This is a genomic window from Rhodococcus sp. C1 (assembly GCF_020809065.1).
Classification (GTDB): domain Bacteria; phylum Actinomycetota; class Actinomycetes; order Mycobacteriales; family Mycobacteriaceae; genus Rhodococcus_F; species Rhodococcus_F qingshengii.
On sequence record NZ_CP078080.1, the window covers coordinates 3,626,946 to 3,645,438 of the forward strand.

Genomic DNA, 18,493 nt, shown 5'->3' on the forward strand with positions numbered 1-18,493 from the left:
ATGACCGAAACAGTTGCAGGATCACCGGTGTGGAAGCCGGCGCCTCATCGAGTGCCGGCGCCGGGGCTGCCGACCTCGGTCCGGATCTACGAAGTCGGGCCACGCGACGGACTTCAAGCGGAAACAGCGGTGATCCCGACCGAGACGAAAGCCCAGTTCATCGAACGCCTGGTCGCGGCCGGCTCCCGCACTGTCGAATTGACGAGTTTCGTCTCACCTCGATGGATCCCGCAACTTGCGGACGCGGAAGAATTGATGGGTCGGCTGCACCTGCCGGACTCGGTACGTACGGTCGTTCTTGTCCCGAACCGCAAGGGTCTCGAGCGGGCCGTCGCCGCCGGAGCAAGCGAGGTTGCAGTATTCGTCAGCGCCACAAAAGAATTCGCGAAACGCAACCTCAATTCCACGGTGGACGGCGCGATCGCCGCGGCTGCCGAGGTCACTACGGCCGCCCGAGCCCTGGGACTTCCCGTCCGCGGCTACATCTCCATGTGCTTCGGTGACCCCTGGGAAGGCTCCGTGCCCGTCGAGCGTGTCGCCGACATCGCAAAAACCCTGATCGACAGCGGTGTCACGTCACTCTCACTCGGCGACACCATCGGCGTCGGCACACCTGGCCATGTGCTCGCTTTGCTCGGCGCCCTCCGAGAACGTGGCATCCCCACATCGCAGATCGCCATGCACTTTCACGACACCTACGGCCAGGCGCTGTCGAACGTCTATGCGTCGTTGACCGCTGGGGTATCCGAATTCGACAGTTCCGCAGGTGGTCTCGGACGGTGCCCATATGCCAAGGGCGCGACCGGAAATCTCGCCACCGAGGATCTGGTGTGGATGCTCCACGGCCTCGGGATCGACACCGGCATCGACCTGGATTCGCTCACCGATACAAGCAGCTGGATGGCCGAACAGATCGGCCACTCGAGCCCGTCCCGAGTTGTCACCGCCCTCCGCGCAGCACGCACCTGACACCCGCAACGCAAGCCCCTCATCTCGCAAGCCCCTCCCTGTACGACCCCGCCATGCATGACACTGGAGAAGACTGATGTCACCACCGCAGCCGGCAACGACGCCGACCACCACGACCGAGCCGACCGAGCAGCAGACATACCTCGAAGTCTGGGGTGACACCGTAAACGGTCGACACCTCGCGATCTCCGTTGCAGTCGGCAGTGTCGTCGGCGCCTCGGCCCTTCTCGCGGCCCAGGCACTGTTCGAACGGGTCGTCAGCGAACCGTCCTTGGCCCAGGCGTACAGCCTTCTGGTCGGCATCGCGGCCTGCCTGCTCGCCGGCGTGGTCTGCGGAATCTTCATCAAGCCGAAGCGGATAGTCGCCTTGGCCGCCGCCGACGCGGAGTCGATCGACGGTGTCATCACGACGATGAGTGAACAGCGCCAGGGTCTGGGCACTCTCGCCGACATTCCGGAGCAGAGCCGACAGGAACTTCGCGAGCTGGGTCTGTACGACCACTTCGCCGCTGCCGAGGCCGAGCACGCACGGGTCTCGAACACACCGAAGGACGGTGGGCGCGCATGAGTTCGGTTCTGACCAACGAAATTCTGATTGCCGTTCTCTTCGGCATCATCGGTGCGGTCGCGTTCACGTTCATCGGATTGATTTCCGGCACGGACGAGACCGCCACGATCGCACCGCTGACTCTGCTCGTGATTCTGCTCGGCGCTCCCCCGGCGGCGGTCTTCACGTTCTTCCTCTCCGGTGCGATCGCCAAACACATGACGCACGCGGTGCCGACGATGCTGCTGGGCATTCCCGGCGACACGATGGCGATTCCACTCTTGCCGGAAGCGCAGATGATGCGCTCACTCGGCATCCCGCACATCGCACTCCGCAAGGCGATCTCGGGAGCAGTGATCTCGGCGTTCGTCGCTGTGCCGGTTGCCGTTTTGTTCGCGACCATCCTCGCGCCGTTCGCGGACACCGTTCAGTCGATAGCACCGTGGCTGTTCCTGGTCGCCGCCATCGGCATCGCCTACGCCTCACCAGGCCGCTGGGCCGGGGTTGTCGCCCTCGTTCCCTTCGTCATCTTGATCCTCGGCGCCCGCGCGTTGACGTCGAATTACGATGTGTCGCTGAACATCAGCTACTTCCTTGCGATCGCAGTCGGGCCGCTGATCGCGGACCTCGCATTGACCTTGGGCCCGTCGAGCCGTAAGGACATGGAACGCAGTGAACCCAAAACCGTTGCATTGGCCCCGGACATCAAAGGATGGAAGGGATACTTCCCCAATCCTCTGAAGGTCCTCGATCGCAAGCAGATCGGTTACACCGCCGCCGCTTCCACGGTGTCGAGCGCAACCTTCGTCTTCAGCCCGGTCGCCATGACTGTTCTGATGGGTGAGCTGGTAGGTGCGCGGATCAAGAACGGCTATCACCGACTGACCACAATGGTCTCGGCGAAGAACGGTACGACGGAATCCACCTACATCGCGGAAACCCTCATCCCACTCGTCGCTTTCGGCCTTCCGCTCAGCCCGCTCGCGGCAGGCCCCGCAGCCCCTCTGTTCAACGCTCCACCGGTGTTCGAGACCAATCAGGAAACCGGAGTGATCAACAATCTCTCCACGTACCTGACGCAGTGGGAGTTCCTGCTCTACGGACTGCTCGCAGTGGTCACGGCAACGGTCATCGCATACCCGTTTGCCATGAACTACGCGTACCGCGCTGCGTCAGCGGTGGTCAAGCACATCAGTCACGAAGCTGTGATCGCGGTGTTCACGGGACTCGTCGTCGTCATCAGCATCTGGGAGGGCGGCGTCCTCGGGCTTCTGATCACCGTGACGGTCGGCCTGGTCGGTGGCCTTCTCGGGCGCCTGTTCAAGATTCACGGCGGAGTTCTGTTCATGGGTTACTACGTAGCGCTGTTCAGTGTTCCTGCCCTGATCAATCTGTTCTGAATCGGTCTACTCCACCACCACGTGCGGACCCGCAACAAACTGCGGGTCCGCACGTATTTCTTCAGCTACCGACCGTGAGCGCCACGGTTCGATTGCGGTCCAACTTCTTCGCTCGATACAACGCCTCGTCAGCGCAATCGACCAATTGCGTCAGGTCTGCGTCGCCGTGGGGTGAACACGCGACACCGATGCTGACCGTCGGCCCGAAGTCGCCCAATACTGCCGACGAATTCTCCGCTTGCGCGCGTCGAATCATCTCGGCTGTTTCGGTCGCACCCTCGAGATCGACGCCGGCCATCAGTACGACGAACTCCTCGCCGCCCAATCGGGCGAAGAGATGCTTGTCATCGAGGTGCCGCCGCACCTGATCGGCAAAACTCACCAACGCTGTATCGCCGGCACGATGACCGAGGTTGTCGTTCACCATCTTGAAGTGATCCAGATCCATCATCAGGACGCTGACCGGACGTCCAGAGTGGCGACGCGGATCGGTCGCACCCGTCACGCTGCCGCCTCGCCGCAAGAATTCGTCCCGGCGCAACGCACCGGTGAGATCGTCGTGGGTGACGGCCTGGGTGAGTGCCTCGAGCGCGCGGCGACGCTCGAGGATCACGCAGGCCACCGCGATCGGCGCTACCGCCAGCAGCGACAATCCGATCTGGACCGACGCGCTGACCGGCGAGACGCCCTCGCTGGACAATCCGAGATGGCCGTCGGCCGTCAGTACCAACGTCCAGGCAGTTGACACAGCGGTGAGCACCGACGTGACAAATACATTGGTGAGCAAGGCTGCAGTCACCAGCGCCGGCATGGCAAACGCGATCGCTCCGGCACCGCCTATCACCCACTCCAAGATGATGCAGACGGCCAGCAGCGCCGTCGGAACGAATGATCGACGCACAAGCGTGGCAACAGCTTTCGGTTCTCGATCCACTCGTCGAAGCGAAGGGAATGTCAGCACCAAGGGGACGATGGTCATGTAGTTGACGAACTCACTCGAGAACCAGAGCAACCAGCCGTCCCACCACTGCCCGCCGAACAGCACGCGGTTCGCGATTCCGCCCACGAGCGCCGCCATCGACGCGGCGGCGACAGTCATCGACACGAGATAGCCGACGGACTGAATACTGGTCAGTCGACGGTCCTCACTGTCGACCCAGCGAAAGGCGTAGAAGCCGCTCGCAACCCCGACGATGTTGGCCGCGTTGAGCCACACCGTGGACTCCCATGCCCCACCGGTGATCAGGTCGGCTCCGACATAACCGACTACGACGCAGATCCAGGTGAGCAGTGTGGCGGAACGCGGCGACCGAAAGAGGATCCCGAGTAGCAGCGCGTTCGCCGGCCAGAAGACTGCAAGCGTGCCCGGCAGACGGCTCAGAATTCCGACCAGGCACGAGACGAAGACGACTACGCCGATAAGCAGTGCGCGACGTACGGCCGATGACGACAACGACTTTTCGACCGTGCTCACCACCTACATTCGACTGACCTACTCACAATTCGACAACCACTGTCGGTGACCAAGGCGCCCCGGATGCAGGGTCGCCGCAAGACACCCGTCGAAATATACCGACCGGAATCGTACGCGAGAGACGTCGAAACCCAAGGCGCCCCACTGTGCCTTGGCTATCGATGCGGACAAATCGGATGTTACGTCGTCAGTTGGTCAAATGAAGTTCACCGAGCGTGATCGAAGCGGTGCGAGCAAACTCTCGGACACTCGCGCCTCCACTTCCGGCAGGCATTACCCCGAGAAGGGGAACACCGCTGACCGAAACCAGATCCTCGCGATTGCATCTCTCGGCGAGGTCCGGTTCCTGCGGCCACGAACCGATCACCAACCCGGCGCAGTCCACGCCGGATGCACGTAGGGCTTCCACGGTCAGTGCGGTGTGATTGAGCGTGCCCAGGCCGGACGCAACCACCAGCACCACTGGCACTGCCAGAGCCGCGGCAAGATCGCGAGCGGTGAACCCGTCGACGCCCAAGCGGACCAGCAAGCCGCCGGCGCCTTCGATCAGGGTCAAGTCGTGGGTGGTGTCCAGGTCGCGAGCAACTCGGACTACTTCGTCGAGCGCCAACAACGGCAGACCACTTCGACGGGCAGCAGTATCCGGCGCCAAAGGTTCGGGATACCGCGCCAACTCGACCAGCGTCACGCCGCCGCCGGTCAGACGCTCGATCTCGGCCAGATCACCCGCACCGTCCACGTCGACGCCGGTCTGGGCCGGTTTGAGCACTGCAACCGACTTTCCCGACTGCAAGGCCACCGATGCCAATGCGGCTGTCACCACTGTTTTTCCGACGTCGGTCGACGTTCCGGTCACCAGGAAAATGCTCATGCTCGGGCTCCGGCCAATACTTCGCGCAGTACGCGAGCGATCTGCTCCATCTCGGATGCGGACAGCGTCGCTCGTGCGGTCAGACGCAGCCGTGACGTTCCTTCCGGAACCGACGGCGGGCGGAAGCAACCGACATGCAACCCCTGATCCCGGCACGCCGACGCGGCATCGAACGCCCGCTGCGGATCACCGAGAACGACTGAGACGACAGCAGATTCAGGCGACGGAGCACCGGTGACGTCCGCCAACTCGGATGCCCGGGCCAGGACGTCGAGCGCTCGCGTCGGCTCACGCTGGAGTACGGCGAGTGCAGCCCTGGCCGCGCCTACGGCGGCCGGTGCGAGACCGGTGTCGAAGATGAACGTTCTTGCCGCGTCGATGAGATGCGCGCGGATCTTGTTGTCACCGAGCACAACTCCGCCCTGGCTGGCGAGCGACTTGGACAGTGTTGCCGTCACGACGACGTCGGGTTCACCGGCCAGGCCAGACTCGTGGACGAGTCCACGTCCACCGGCACCGCGCACACCGATGCCATGCGCCTCGTCGACCAACAGGATCGCCCCGTACTCGCGGCACACCTGATGCATCTGCCGCAGTGGCGCGAGGTCTCCGTCGGCACTGAAGACCGAATCTGTGACGACCAGCGCTCGCTCTTCCACTCTGCTGCGCAACGTGTCGGCGAGAAAGCCCACGTCCGAATGCGGAGCAACGGCGACCCGAGCACGTGACAGGCGGCAGGCATCCACCAGCGAGGCATGCGATCCCGCATCGGAGACGATCAACGACCCTGGACCCGAGAGCGCCGTCACCGCGCCGAGATTGGCTGTGTAACCGGAGGAGAAGACAAGTCCGGAGTCCGCCCCGACGAACTCGGCCAGTTCGACTTCGAGCAGTTCGTGTTCGGTGGTGGTGCCGGTGACCAGACGCGAGCCCGTGGCGCCCGCGCCCCAACGGCGCAGAGCCGCCGCGGCACCCTCGATCACATCGGGGTGCCGCACGAGTCCGAGGTAATCGTTCGACGCCAGGTCGATCAACGGGGAGTCGACCGTGCGAGGACGGAGTTCGCGACGCAGTCCAGCGGCCCTGCGGTCCGCTTCGACGGCCGTCAGCCAATTCAGCGAGGTGTTCACTTTTCCGACCATACTTGAACACCGTTCAACTCAATGGTTAGGGTGCATCCGTGCTCACAACCGGACTTGATCCCCATGACGTCTCCGCCATCGATGCCGATGTCCTCTGGCATCCGTACGGATCGTTTCCCGCGTCGACTCGTCCGCTGATCGTCGACTCTGCGCAGGGGGCTACCCTGACGCTCTCCGACGGCCGCCGATTGGTCGACGGGATGAGCTCGTGGTGGGCCGCCATTCACGGCTACCGCAATCCCGTGCTCGACACCGCCGCCGCACGGCAGCTCGGCAAAATGAGCCATGTCATGTTCGGCGGACTGACGCACGAACCCGCCGCTCGCCTCGGGCGACTGCTCGTCGACATCACACCACCTCACCTCGACAAGGTGTTCCTCTCCGACTCCGGTTCGGTGGCCGTCGAAGTCGCAGTGAAGATGTGCCTGCAGTACTGGCGGAGCCTCGGAAAGCCGTCGAAGAATCGTTTGATGACCTGGCGCGGCGGATACCACGGTGACACCTTCACCCCCATGAGCGTCTGCGATCCCGACGGCGGCATGCATTCTCTCTGGACCGACGTCCTGCGCCCTCAGGTCTTCGCGCAGGCTCCCCCGGCGGGCTATCTCCCCGAATACGTGCAGGAGTTGGAATCGCTCTTGGCCGAGCATCACGAGCACCTCGCAGCGGTGATCGTGGAACCAGTGGTCCAAGGTGCCGGCGGAATGCGTTTCCACGATCCCGCGTACCTGATCGACCTGCGTAACCTCTGCGACAAGTACCAAGTCCTCCTGGTCTTCGACGAAATCGCGACCGGATTCGGACGCACCGGAGAATTGTTCGCCGCCGATCACGCCGGCGTCAGTCCCGACGTCATGTGCGTCGGCAAGGCACTGACCGGCGGGTACATGAGTCTGGCGGCAACGCTGTGCACCACGGAGATCGCGGAGACCATCACTGCCGGTGAGGGCGGCGGGCTGATGCACGGCCCCACCTTCATGGGCAATCCACTCGCGTGCGCCGTCGCGGTGGCGTCGACCGAACTTCTGCTTGCGATGGACTGGCGGCGTGACGTCGCAACCCTCGAACGTGGCCTCGCTCGAGGCCTCGCCGAAGCCGTCACAATTCCCGGGGTCGTCGACGTCCGCGTCAAAGGCGGAATCGGAGTGATCGAACTCGAACAGCCGGTCGACATGCAGAGCGCGACCGATGCAGCCGTCGACGCCGGCGTCTGGCTCCGGCCGTTCCGCAACCTCGTATACGCGATGCCTCCGTACCTGTGTTCGGAGGCAGAGGTGGAACAGATCACAGCCGGAATGCTTGCAACCGCCCGCAGCCAGGCGAAACGGTGATCGGCACCGTAGACAGTCGACGAGATTCGATCGGCTGCACCCGATAGGGTCTGATTCATGGATCAACCGCCGAGCGAGACCTCAGCCACTCCCATCCCGGTATGGCCTGGCAGTGCGTACCCACTCGGTGCCACCTACGACGGCGCGGGGACCAATTTCTCGCTCTTCTCCGAGGTCGCCGAGGCCGTCGAGCTGTGCCTGATCGCCAAGGACGGAACCGAAACCCGCATTCGGATGGACGAGGTCGACGGTTACGTCTGGCATGCGTACCTTCCGTCGGTATCCCCCGGCCAGCGATACGGCTACCGCGTACACGGGCCGTACGATCCGGCTGCAGGTCTGCGATGCGATCCGAGCAAGCTCCTGCTGGACCCGTACGGAAAAGCGTTCGACGGAGACTTCGACGGAGACCGTTCGCTGTTCTCGTACGACGTCGAATCGGCGGCGGACCCCGAACCTTCAGGAGACGACGAATCTCCCGCCGTGGAGCCGCAAGAGGCTATCGACGAAACGAGTTCGGAAGCCGAATCGGACGAGGTGGGCCTCGAAGACGACTCGCCCACGGGCGATCAGGAATCGGACGAGATCCTCGAGCCCGAACCCTTCGAGCCGGAACCACTCGTCGACGAACCCGCCACCATCCCTTTCCCCCAACATGATTCGCTCGGCCATACGATGTCGACCGTCGTCATCAACCCGTTCTTCGATTGGGCGTCCGACCACTCGCCGAAGCGTCCGTATCACGAGACGGTCATCTACGAAGCGCACGTCAAGGGTATGACCGCGACGCATCCCGGAGTTCCGGAGGAATTGCGCGGCACGTACGCGGGGCTCGCTCATCCGGTGATCATCGAGCACCTCACCGATCTGGGTGTCACGGCGATCGAACTGATGCCGGTCCACCAGTTCATGCACGATCAGGTGCTTCTCGACCAAGGTCTGCGAAACTACTGGGGTTACAACACCTTCGGCTTTCTCGCTCCACACACCGACTACTCCTCGGCCACGAAACCCGATGCGGCCGTAGCGGAATTCAAAGCCATGGTGCGCAGCTTCCACCAGGCGGGTATCGAAGTGATCCTCGACGTGGTCTACAACCACACCGCCGAGGGCAATCACATGGGGCCGACCATCAGCTTCCGCGGAATCGACAATGCCGCCTACTACCGCCTGGTCGACGGCGACGAAGAGCACTACATGGACTACACCGGAACGGGCAACAGCCTCAACGCCCGTCATCCGCATACGCTGCAATTGATCATGGACTCTCTGCGGTACTGGGTCACGGAGATGCACGTCGACGGTTTCCGCTTCGACCTCGCCTCGACACTCGCCCGTGAACTGCACGACGTGGACCGCCTTTCGGCCTTCTTCGATCTCGTGCAACAGGATCCGATCGTCAGTCAGGTGAAGCTGATCGCCGAACCGTGGGACGTCGGCGAAGGCGGTTACCAGGTCGGCAACTTCCCCGGCCTGTGGACCGAATGGAACGGCAAATACCGCGACACCGTCCGCGACTACTGGCGTGGTGAGCCGGCAACGCTGGGGGAGTTCGCCTCCCGTCTCACCGGATCCTCTGATCTCTACGAGGCCACCGGACGTCGCCCTGGCGCGAGCATCAACTTCGTCATCGCTCACGACGGTTTCACCCTGCACGACCTCGTCTCGTACAACGAGAAGCACAACGAAGCCAACGGTGAGAACAACAACGACGGCGAATCGCACAACCGATCGTGGAACTGCGGAGTCGAAGGCCCCACCGACGACCCGGAAATCCTCGAACTGCGTGGCCGTCAGAGCCGGAACATACTGGCTACGCTGATGCTCAGCCAGGGCACCCCGATGCTTGCTCACGGCGACGAGATGGGCCGAACTCAGCAGGGTAACAACAACGTTTACTGCCAGGATTCGGAACTGTCATGGATGGATTGGACTCTCGCGGAAACCAACGCCGACCTCGTCGAGTTCACCAAGCGCGCAATTGCCTTGCGCGCCAAGAACCCGGTCTTCCGGCGTCGTCGATTCTTCGAGGGGCGACCTATTCGAAGCGGCGATCAGAGTCGCGACATCGCCTGGCTCACGCCGTCTGGCGAAGAGATGACTCCGGCCGACTGGGACAGCGGTTTCGGCAAGTCGTTGGCTGTCTTTCTCAACGGTGACGCGATCCCGGAACCGAACTACCGTGGCGAGCGCGTCACCGGAGATTCGTTCCTTCTCTGCTTCAACGCCCACTACGAAGATCTCGAATTCTCCACCCCCAACGCGGACTACGCCTCGGAGTGGACCGTCGTACTCGACACCTCGGTCCCCACCGGTGAGAGCGATACCGTGATCAAAGCCGGAACAACATTGGATGTAAAAGCGCGAGCATTGACGGTACTTCGCAGAACCGCTTGAGGGAGACGTGCACATGGCCCCGATAACCAGCACCTACAGACTGCAGTTGCGACCGGATGCATTCACTCTTCGTGATGCGGCCGCACAGGTGGACTACTTCGAGGCATTGGGGGTCTCACATCTCTATCTCTCCCCCATCCTCACTGCGACGTCCGGATCGACGCACGGCTACGACGTCACCGATCCGACAACCGTGTCCGAAGGACTTGGTGGCCGCGAGGCCCTGGTGGAGCTCTCGCGCGCCGTTCGATCACGTGGAATGGGCCTGATCGTCGATCTGGTCCCCAACCACGTCGGTGTCGCCAAACCTCGCGAAAATGCTTGGTGGTGGGACGTTCTCACGCACGGGCAGTCGTCGGAGTACGCGCATTTCTTCGACATCGATTGGGCCGAGGACAACGGAGCCAACGGCGCCGACGGCAAACTCTCACTCCCGGTACTGGGTAGCCCGGACGATCTCGACGCACTGACTGTCGAGAAAGATGGCGAGGAAACACTTCTCGCGTTCTACGAGCACCGCTTCCCCATCGCTGCCGGTACTGAATTCGGATCTCCACAGGAGGTGCACTCCAGGCAGTCGTACCGACTCGTACCGTGGAACGCCGGGATCGTCAACTACCGACGGTTCTTTGCCGTCAACGAACTCGCTGCGCTGCGCCAGGAGGACCCCCACGTCTTCGAACTCTGCCATCGGCAAGTGAAGTCGTGGGTCGACGAAGGACTGATCGACGGCGTTCGCATCGATCATCCGGACGGACTCGCGAATCCGGCGGAATATCTCGGGCGCCTGCGAGAACTGATCGGACCAGATCAGTGGCTCGTGATCGAAAAGATCCTCGGCCATACGGAACCACTCGATCCGATGCTCCCGATCGACGGCACCACCGGATACGACGCCCTCAATCAGCTGGGCGGCATTTTCGTCGATCCCGCCGCCGAACTCGAATTGACCGAACTCTCGGCAGATCTGACCGGCGACGACGGGGACAGTACGTGGTTGCATCACACCGAACGTCAGTTCAAACGCGACACCGGGCGCGGTGACCTGGCACCGGAGGTTCGCAGGCTCGTACGTGCAATCCGACGCGAAACCGGAAGTCGTTGCAGTGAGACCGAACTGAACGACGCAGTTGTCGTCGCGATCGCTCGGATGCCGGTGTACCGATCCGACTACAGTCCCCTCGCCGGTTTGGCCGCTCGGATCGTCGGCGACATGCACGAATTGGCTCCCGGACATGAACCATCGTTCAACGTGTTGGCGCAATCCCTGGTGAACAGCGGTGAAGCCTCAGTTCGCTTCCAGCAGGTGTGTGGCGCTGTCATGGCCAAGTCCGTCGAAGATCGACTCTTCTATCGGACGGCGCGCCTGGTCTCACGTCAGGAAGTCGGCGGCAACCCGGCATCGCTTGCCGTCTCCGTCGCCGAATTCCATCTCCACAACGCGGACCGAGCGAAGCGGTGGCCGCGCGCGATGACGAGTCTGTCCACTCACGACACCAAACGCGGCGAGGACGTGCGGGCACGGATCGGTGTTGTGTCTCAGGTGCCGACGCTGTGGGCCCGGCTGATTCGCGAGTGGGAAGACGTGTGCCCCAGCCCTGATCCGCTTACCGGATTGTTCTTGTGGCAGAACATCATCGGTGTGTGGCCGGCGGACGGCCGCTCGGCAGCCTCGGTTCCAGAGCTGCGCGAGCGTTTGCACGCCTATGCGGAGAAAGCCGTCCGCGAGTCCGGCGCCAGAACTTCCTGGAACGATCCGGACGTCGACTTCGAGTCGGCAGTGCACCGCTGGATCGACGAGGTGATCGACGGCCCGGTCGGTGATTCGGTCAGCGAATTCGTCGGCAGGATCGCGCGTCACGGCTGGTCGGACTCTCTGGGCCAAAAGCTGCTCCAACTTCTCGGGCCCGGCGTTCCCGACGTCTACCAGGGCACTGAGCTGTGGGAGGACTCGTTGGTCGATCCGGACAACCGGCGGCTTGTCGACTACGGAACGAGGCGATCACTGCTCGATTCCGGCGCCGCGCCGATCGACGCAACAGGAACCGCAAAGTTGCACCTCGTTCGCACGGCACTGACACTGCGGCGGGAGAACCCCTCGTGGTTCGATCACGGTGAGTACCGGCCGGTCTTCGCTTCAGGTTCCGGATCCGGTCATCTGGTCGGCTTCTCGCGCGGCCCGGCAGGTGATCCGCCCATGGTCGTCGCTCTGGCGACGCGACATTCGCTCAGACTCTCGTCGCACGGTTGGAGAGATACGCGAGTGGACCTGCCAGATGGCGAATGGGTCGACGCACTGAGCGGACAACCCGTCTTGTCTTCGGATGCGCGGGACATCTTCGCTGCCGGGCCATGTGCCCTGTTGACCAGGGTGCGCTGAGCGGTTTCCGCTGACTGGGCATTCACCCCCGAAAAGAACTTCGTCGCGCTAACTTCCGAAGAGCAGATCGTCACCACTAGTCGGAGGTTTGAGCATGGCCGCCAGTCGATTCACCGGAAAAGTTGCCTTCATCACCGGAGCCGCCCGTGGTCAGGGGCGCGCCGAAGCTGTCCGGCTGGCAGAAGAGGGCGCAGACATCATCGCCGTCGACGCGTGTGTTCAATTCGAATCCACCTCGTATGCCGGCGCCACCGACGACGACCTGGCCGAGACAGTCGAACTGGTCAAGGCCCTGGACCGTCGAATTGTCGCTACCAAGACCGACGTTCGCGACTTCTCTGCGCTGTCCGCGGCGCTCGCGGCCGGCATCGACGAATTGGGGCGACTTGACGTCGTCGTCGCGAACGCCGGAATCTGTTCTGCCAACATGTCCTGGGAAATCACGCCCGAGCAGTGGCAGGAAACGCTCGACGTCAACCTGACCGGCGTCTTCCACACCGCCAAGGCAGCGATCCCGCACCTGATCAAGCAAGGCACCGGTGGCTCGATCATCTTCACCAGCTCCGTCGCCGGCCTGCGCGGCCTCCCCTTCCTCGGCCATTACGTCGCGAGCAAACACGGCATCACCGGTCTGGCCAAGACGATGGCCTCGGAGTTGGGGCAGTACAACATTCGGGTCAACACCATCCACCCACACGGCGTGGAAACCGGAATGCAGATGACGGACATGCGGCCGCTCATCGACGCCAACGCCCACACACTCGGTCCGATCTTCATGCAGACCTTGCCCGACCCGGTCAGCCAGCCGGAGGACATCGCCGCCGCCGTCGCGTTCCTCGGTTCCGACGAGGCCCATCACATCACCGGCATCGCGATGCCGCTCGATCTGGGCACCCTGATCCGCTGATCGAATCTTCTCGAGTTTTTCCCGTCCTCGGGGAATATCGCTTCCCCGAGGACGGTTGCGCGAGACATGACCAAAACTGTTGTAGCGCAGACGTACGGCACGCCCGAGGTCCTGAAGCTGGTGGACGTCGATTTACCGGCACCGAAATCAGGTGAAGTCCTGGTCGACGTGAAGGCGATCGGCGTCAATCCCTTCGACTTCAAGCTCTACAGCGGCGCTTTCGGCACCGACCCCGAGAAACTTCCCATCCGCCTCGGCGGCGAGGCAGCGGGCGTCGTCTCGGCCGTCGGCGACGGCGTCACAAATGTGACAGTCGGCGACGAAGTGATCGTCAGCCCCGGCAACGGCCTCTACTCCGAACAAGTAGTCGTGCAGGTCTCCTCGGTGACCGCGAAGCCCGCAGGCATCAGCTGGGAACAGGCAGCCGGCCTCCTTCTGGTCGGCGGAACTGCAGTCGACGCCCTCGACACCGTTCGGGTCCGCTCCGGCGACACCGTTCTCATCCACGGCGCGTCTGGCGGCGTCGGCGCGATCGCTGTTCAGCTGGCAGTTGGTCGCGGAGCTACGGTGATCGGCACCGCGGGAGCCTCGAATCAGGATTACGTGCGCTCGCTCGGCGCGACGCCTGTGCTCTACGGCCACGGCCTCGAAGCGCGTGTCCGTGAACTCGCGCCGAACGGCGTCGACGCCGCCTTCGACACCGCCGGAACAGATGAAGCCGTCGATACTTCGCTGGCTTTGGTCTCCGACAAGAGCCGTATCGTCACCATCGTCGCGTTCGGACGCGCCCAGACCGACGGCTTCGCGTCCGTCGGCGGAGGCAATCCGGCAAGTGCGGAAGCGCGTTTGAAGGCTCGATCCGAACTGGTCGAACAAGCCGGTTCCGGACATCTCACCGTCAAGATCGCCAAGACCTTCCCACTAACGGACGTCGCGCTCGCTCACACCGAGTTGCAGAGCTCCCATCCCGCCGGGAAGTTCATCCTCATTCCCTGACGTTGCTTGCGGTTCCCTGTGTCTGAGGGGCGAGTGGAACCAACAGGGTGGTGCCGAACGCGACGAGCACCGATTCGCCTTCGCGTTCGGCATGTACCTCGGCAGTGACGAACACCTGCTTGCGCCCGGCCTTGACCGAGCGCGCCGTAGCGACAAATGCGGTTCCGACGCCCGGACTCACGAAATTGACCGCGCAGTTGGACGCCGCCACGACACCTACCTGGGTGAAAGCAGCAAATCCGCACGCGGTGTCGACGAGTCCCGCCACGAGCGCAGCGTGCAGGTGTCCCGAGTACTGGCCCAGATCCTCACGCCATTCGAGCCGCAGACAAACGCGACCCGGTTCGGCCTCCGTGACTTCGAATCCGGCCCACCGGTTGAAGGCCGCCGAGGCGTTGACCGCCCGCAACTGTTCGAGCATTTCAGAATTTCCCATGTAGACCAGTCTACATAGATTGTGGTGGATCGCTGGGGTGTTTAAGCTCCAACTCGTGGCGACTCCCCCGAAACACCGCGAAGCACTCGTACGAGCTGCGGCCGATCTGTTTCGCCGCCAGGGGTATGCGGCAACGGGCCTCAACGAGATCCTCAAGTCGAGCGGGGCGCCGAAAGGTTCGCTGTACCACTACTTTCCCGGCGGCAAAGAGCAGATCGGCGAAGAGGTCGTCCGCGTCGGCGGGCAGTTGGTCACCGACACCCTGACCGAACTCGCCGACAGCCAATCGGACGCCGGGTCGCTGCTGCGCGAGTACGCGCGGTTGCTCGCCGGATGGGTGAGCGATTCGGATTTCCACGAAGGCTCGCCGATCACGACGGTGTTGTTGGAACTTGCCCCCGATTCGGAGAGCGTGACAGCCGCCGGACAGGCGGTGTATCGACAGTGGACTTCGCTACTGCGCGACACACTGATCGCGTCCGGGGTCGGACGTGCGCGAGCGGAACGGCTTGCCGTCCTGGCAGTGTCCGCGCTCGAGGGCTCGCTGGTGCGGGCTCGCGTCGAACGATCCGGTCAGCCGATTCTCGATTCCCTCGGCGAGGTCGCCGACGTGTTCGACGGAGCAATCGCCGCGGCGCACTCGCACTGAGCGAACGCGACCTGAGCGAACGGCACTCTCGGTCTCATGAAGGCGCCGAAAGGTACGTTCGCTCGGAATCGGAGGGTGGCTCAGTCGGCTTCCGGGCGCCACCTCGAGCACCACCGCGGGCCGCGCCGATCCCTGCGACGACGACGCACGCGATACCTGCCACGGCCAGAACACTCGGAACCTGTTGCAGCACAACCAGACCGATAAGCTGCGCGAAAGCAGGCTCGAGACTCATCAGCGTGCCGAACGCCGCCGTGGACAGCCTTCGCAACGAGACCATCTCCAGAACGAACGGCACGACGGGCAGCAAGATCGCGAGTCCGAGGCCCACGAGAATCAGATGCGGAGTCAGCCGCCCGATAGCCGAGTGGCCTACGGCAATTGTCGCGGCCAACCCGGCTACCGCCATCGACACCGCCAGCCCGTTGATACCGGCAACCTCGTCGCCGACGCGCTGGGTGAGCAAAATGTACATCGCCCAGCAGAGCGCCGCACCGAGTGCGTACGCCACACCGACCAGATCGACTGTCCCGGCCCACGGTTCGGTGAGAAGCACGACGCCCACGCCTGCCAGAACCGGCCACAGAACGCGGCCACGCCCCCGGAGCAAAGCAACCGTCAGCGGACCCAAGAATTCCAATGCGCTTGCTGTTCCCAGCGGAAGGCGCTCCACCGCTGCCATGAACAGGAGCGTCATGCCTGCGGTGACCACACCCAGAACCACGCAAGCCAGAAACGCCTTGCGAGTGAACGCCGAAGGGCGGGGCCTGACGATGATCAGAAGAATGATGCCTGCCCAGGCGAGTCGTAGCCACGCCGCTCCGTCTGCGCCGAGCTGATCGATCAGGCCCACCGACACGGCGAGCCCGAGCTGCACGCACAACATCGCCAAAACAGCCAGGCCCACTCCGGCCCGCGCTTTCGTATCCATAGCTGAATTGAACGGGAGGCCAACCGTTCGTGTCCACGCGATTTTGACCTACATTATGTTCACGATTAGTGAATGATCGAAGGATGGAAACCCGTCGACTCCATCTCCTCCTCGAACTCTCCCGCTTGGGTTCGATGCGTGCGGTCGCCGAAGCGCACAACCTCACGACGTCGACAGTGTCCCAACAACTCGCGGCCTTGACCGCGGAGACCGGTACCGCACTGATCGAGCCCGACGGTCGCCGGGTGCGGCTGACGCCGGCCGGTCAACGACTGGCCGATCATGCCGTCACCATCCTGGCAGCCGTCGATGCAGCTCGCCTGGACCTCGATCCGGACGCGGAACCGGTGGGGACCCTGCGAGTCGGCGGATTCGCAACTGCGATCAGAACCGCGATGCTCCCCGTCGCTCGAAGCCTGCAACGCAGTCACCCGCAGGTGGACGTGATGATCTACGAATACGAACCCGTCGAGGCTTTTGCACTCCTCGAACGCGACGATCTAGACCTCGCACTGACGTACGACTACAACCTTGCCCCCGCGTCGCCGAGCCCACTACTCGAAGCAATTCCGCTCTGGTCGACGCCCTGGGGACTGTGTGCTCCCGACGACGCCAAAGCTCCCGACAAGTCCACAGAATCCGGAATCGATCTCCGCGCCTTCGCCGACACGTCATGGATAGTGAACTCACGCAACACGGCAGACGAGCGCGCTGTGCGAACCCTCGCGTCGCTGGCCGGGTTCACCCCTCGGATCACTCACCAGATCGACAGTCTCGACTTGGTCGAACTCTTGATCCTCAGTGGTTACGGCGTGGGGCTGATGCCGCTCGAACGCAAGACTCGCGAAGGCGTGCGCGTCGAACCACTCGTCGATCCGCCCGTCATCCTCACTGCCTATGCGGTGACGCGTCGCGGCCGATCGTCGTGGCCGCCGCTTCGGCTCGTGTTGGACCGACTCACGGCCTACCGATAACTCACATCCGATCAGCGTCGCCGTCGCGGCGCTGCTGCTTGGCAATTCGACGCTGCTCTTCCGCCCGCTCGCGGCACTGACGCAAGAAGGCTTCGTCCGCCGCCGGATCCTGCGCAACGGCACGTCCCGGGCGCTCGTATTCGCCGTAACCGGTTGGGCCGACGTAACCGCGGGGCGCGTTCTGTCCGCGCCCGACCACCAGCCACAGAACCGATCCCAAAGTAGGAAGGAAGATGATGATCAGAATCCAGACGACCTTGGGTAGGTACTGGATGTAGGCGTCATCTCTCGTGATGGCGTCGACGATGCAGAAAATCCACAGCAACATCGTGATGAGGCCGAACAAGGCATAGGGCACGCTGGCGATTCCTCCCGAGAATAAAAAACCCTCGCCATGCTAACGAAAACAGACCAATTAGTACATTAGATTCTGGCGAATGTTGAACTCGAGCCATCCTCGGTACGCATCGACGTCCCATCCACTGACCCGACGCAATTGCTGATGAAACTGAGGCGAGACGAAAGCGGCAAGTATGCCCGCGGCTTTCTCGAGCGAAATCTCAGGCCTCAACAAGCCATGCTCGGAGAGACCCTCGGCTATCGACATCGCATTGACGGCCGACTGATCCGACGACTCCTCGGATAGTCGACGCATGTCGGCATCCGCACCCGAGGATTCGACCGCGACCATCATCAGAGCGCCGGCACGTTCGAGCAGTCCGATGCCCTGTGCCACGATCTGGGAGACGATCCGGCGAACGTCATCGGGGTCCGAGGCCAGGTTCGGCGCGCCGAGTGGAACCTCTTCGGCATCGAGCGCCGCAGCGAGGGCCGCTTCGAAGATCTCGAGTTTCCCGCCAGGGAAGGCTGTGAACACCGTCCGATCGGCGACGCCGGCCGAGGCGGCAATCTGCTTGACGGTGGCACTGACATACCCGTCTCGAATAAACAAGGCCGTCGCCGCATCACGAATGAGTTCACGCGTTCGCTGCGCGGAAGCTTCACGCACGCGGGAGTGGTACTGGCGTCTGCCCTCCATTGCGCACACTTTAGCCGCATTCGATGCAACGACCATGCATGGAAAGAATC

17 protein-coding genes are annotated in these 18,493 nt (G+C 63.1%); 10 read left to right on the forward strand and 7 right to left on the reverse strand.

From position 1 onward, the window contains the following. The 3 genes from KTR60_RS16500 (at position 1) to KTR60_RS16510 (ending at position 2,916) form a co-directional block, all read left to right on the forward strand. Complete coding sequence (locus KTR60_RS16500) at positions 1-969, forward strand: hydroxymethylglutaryl-CoA lyase (protein ID WP_080712772.1); 969 nt, start codon at positions 1-3, stop codon at positions 967-969. 76 nt (positions 970-1,045) lie between these two features. Next, positions 1,046-1,537: a hypothetical protein gene (locus tag KTR60_RS16505; RefSeq protein WP_003941716.1), complete on the forward strand. Its 492-nt coding sequence runs from the start codon at positions 1,046-1,048 to the stop codon at positions 1,535-1,537. After that, positions 1,534-2,916: a tripartite tricarboxylate transporter permease gene (locus tag KTR60_RS16510; protein WP_047270124.1), complete on the forward strand. Its 1,383-nt coding sequence runs from the start codon at positions 1,534-1,536 to the stop codon at positions 2,914-2,916. The genes KTR60_RS16505 and KTR60_RS16510 overlap by 4 nt, the downstream gene beginning before the upstream one ends. A gap of 61 nt (positions 2,917-2,977) precedes the next feature. Here KTR60_RS16510 and KTR60_RS16515 read toward each other — a convergent pair whose 3' ends face one another. The 3 genes from KTR60_RS16515 to KTR60_RS16525 form a co-directional block, all read right to left on the reverse strand. Beyond that, a complete protein-coding gene (locus tag KTR60_RS16515; RefSeq protein ID WP_228401051.1) occupies positions 2,978-4,390 on the reverse strand; it encodes a GGDEF domain-containing protein in 1,413 nt (470 codons plus the stop codon). A 187-nt stretch (positions 4,391-4,577) separates the two neighbouring features. Continuing rightward, complete coding sequence (bioD, locus tag KTR60_RS16520) at positions 4,578-5,261, reverse strand: dethiobiotin synthase (protein WP_007733117.1); 684 nt, start codon at positions 5,259-5,261, stop codon at positions 4,578-4,580. After that, entirely contained in the window at positions 5,258-6,403 is a 1,146-nt protein-coding gene (locus tag KTR60_RS16525) for an 8-amino-7-oxononanoate synthase (protein ID WP_047270122.1), read from the reverse strand. Before KTR60_RS16525 ends, bioD begins: the two co-directional genes overlap by 4 nt. Before the next feature lie 38 nt (positions 6,404-6,441). On the opposite strand from KTR60_RS16525, the gene KTR60_RS16530 reads away from it, so the two are divergent. From KTR60_RS16530 to KTR60_RS16550, 5 genes are all read left to right on the forward strand, one after another. Next, a complete protein-coding gene (locus KTR60_RS16530) occupies positions 6,442-7,734 on the forward strand; it encodes an adenosylmethionine--8-amino-7-oxononanoate transaminase (protein ID WP_007733120.1) in 1,293 nt (430 codons plus the stop codon). A 57-nt stretch (positions 7,735-7,791) separates the two neighbouring features. Beyond that, positions 7,792-10,131, forward strand: coding sequence for a glycogen debranching protein GlgX (gene glgX / locus KTR60_RS16535; RefSeq protein WP_083058773.1), 2,340 nt, complete (start codon positions 7,792-7,794; stop codon positions 10,129-10,131). Positions 10,132-10,144: 13 nt separating this feature from the next. Continuing rightward, the gene (treY, locus tag KTR60_RS16540; protein ID WP_065456575.1) at positions 10,145-12,511 is read left to right on the forward strand and encodes a malto-oligosyltrehalose synthase; all 2,367 of its coding nucleotides are present in this window, start codon (positions 10,145-10,147) and stop codon (positions 12,509-12,511) included. Between the two features lie 94 nt (positions 12,512-12,605). Further along, positions 12,606-13,418 (forward strand): mycofactocin-coupled SDR family oxidoreductase, encoded by an 813-nt coding sequence (locus KTR60_RS16545; protein ID WP_007733124.1) that lies wholly within the window; start codon positions 12,606-12,608, stop codon positions 13,416-13,418. A 66-nt stretch (positions 13,419-13,484) separates the two neighbouring features. Next, positions 13,485-14,414 (forward strand): NADP-dependent oxidoreductase, encoded by a 930-nt coding sequence (locus tag KTR60_RS16550; protein ID WP_228401052.1) that lies wholly within the window; start codon positions 13,485-13,487, stop codon positions 14,412-14,414. On the opposite strand, the gene KTR60_RS16555 is transcribed toward KTR60_RS16550, so the two are convergent. Further along, complete coding sequence (locus KTR60_RS16555) at positions 14,404-14,850, reverse strand: PaaI family thioesterase (protein ID WP_223304504.1); 447 nt, start codon at positions 14,848-14,850, stop codon at positions 14,404-14,406. The two genes, KTR60_RS16550 and KTR60_RS16555, sit on opposite strands and share 11 nt — an antisense overlap. Positions 14,851-14,905: 55 nt before the next feature. On the opposite strand from KTR60_RS16555, the gene KTR60_RS16560 reads away from it, so the two are divergent. Beyond that, positions 14,906-15,499: a TetR/AcrR family transcriptional regulator gene (locus tag KTR60_RS16560; protein WP_003941729.1), complete on the forward strand. Its 594-nt coding sequence runs from the start codon at positions 14,906-14,908 to the stop codon at positions 15,497-15,499. Between the two features lie 34 nt (positions 15,500-15,533). On the opposite strand, the gene KTR60_RS16565 is transcribed toward KTR60_RS16560, so the two are convergent. Next, positions 15,534-16,430 (reverse strand): EamA family transporter, encoded by an 897-nt coding sequence (locus KTR60_RS16565; protein ID WP_042921816.1) that lies wholly within the window; start codon positions 16,428-16,430, stop codon positions 15,534-15,536. An 83-nt stretch (positions 16,431-16,513) separates the two neighbouring features. Here KTR60_RS16565 and KTR60_RS16570 point away from each other — a divergent pair, with 83 nt between their 5' ends. Then, positions 16,514-17,404 carry a LysR family transcriptional regulator gene (locus KTR60_RS16570; protein ID WP_228401053.1) on the forward strand — a complete coding sequence of 297 codons (891 nt, stop codon included), beginning with the start codon at positions 16,514-16,516 and terminating at the stop codon, positions 17,402-17,404. A 1-nt stretch (position 17,405) separates the two neighbouring features. On the opposite strand, the gene KTR60_RS16575 is transcribed toward KTR60_RS16570, so the two are convergent. After that, positions 17,406-17,762 (reverse strand): PLD nuclease N-terminal domain-containing protein, encoded by a 357-nt coding sequence (locus KTR60_RS16575; RefSeq protein ID WP_003941757.1) that lies wholly within the window; start codon positions 17,760-17,762, stop codon positions 17,406-17,408. A 57-nt stretch (positions 17,763-17,819) separates the two neighbouring features. Then, positions 17,820-18,443: a TetR/AcrR family transcriptional regulator gene (locus tag KTR60_RS16580; protein WP_228401054.1), complete on the reverse strand. Its 624-nt coding sequence runs from the start codon at positions 18,441-18,443 to the stop codon at positions 17,820-17,822. Positions 18,444-18,493 lie beyond the last annotated feature (50 nt).

Bases quoted from the DNA above. Each gene is read 5' to 3' on its own strand.
- KTR60_RS16500 (WP_080712772.1), top strand. From the start codon at position 1: ATGACCGAAACAGTTGCAGGATCACCGGTGTGGAAGCCGGCGCCTCAT.
- KTR60_RS16505 (WP_003941716.1), top strand. From the start codon at position 1,046: ATGTCACCACCGCAGCCGGCAACGACGCCGACCACCACGACCGAGCCG.
- KTR60_RS16510 (WP_047270124.1), top strand. From the start codon at position 1,534: ATGAGTTCGGTTCTGACCAACGAAATTCTGATTGCCGTTCTCTTCGGC.
- bioD (WP_007733117.1), bottom strand. From the start codon at position 5,261: ATGAGCATTTTCCTGGTGACCGGAACGTCGACCGACGTCGGAAAAACA.
- KTR60_RS16525 (WP_047270122.1), bottom strand. From the start codon at position 6,403: ATGGTCGGAAAAGTGAACACCTCGCTGAATTGGCTGACGGCCGTCGAA.
- glgX (WP_083058773.1), top strand. From the start codon at position 7,792: ATGGATCAACCGCCGAGCGAGACCTCAGCCACTCCCATCCCGGTATGG.
- treY (WP_065456575.1), top strand. From the start codon at position 10,145: ATGGCCCCGATAACCAGCACCTACAGACTGCAGTTGCGACCGGATGCA.
- KTR60_RS16545 (WP_007733124.1), top strand. From the start codon at position 12,606: ATGGCCGCCAGTCGATTCACCGGAAAAGTTGCCTTCATCACCGGAGCC.
- KTR60_RS16550 (WP_228401052.1), top strand. From the start codon at position 13,485: ATGACCAAAACTGTTGTAGCGCAGACGTACGGCACGCCCGAGGTCCTG.
- KTR60_RS16555 (WP_223304504.1), bottom strand. From the start codon at position 14,850: ATGGGAAATTCTGAAATGCTCGAACAGTTGCGGGCGGTCAACGCCTCG.
- KTR60_RS16565 (WP_042921816.1), bottom strand. From the start codon at position 16,430: ATGGATACGAAAGCGCGGGCCGGAGTGGGCCTGGCTGTTTTGGCGATG.
- KTR60_RS16570 (WP_228401053.1), top strand. From the start codon at position 16,514: ATGGAAACCCGTCGACTCCATCTCCTCCTCGAACTCTCCCGCTTGGGT.
- KTR60_RS16580 (WP_228401054.1), bottom strand. From the start codon at position 18,443: ATGGAGGGCAGACGCCAGTACCACTCCCGCGTGCGTGAAGCTTCCGCG.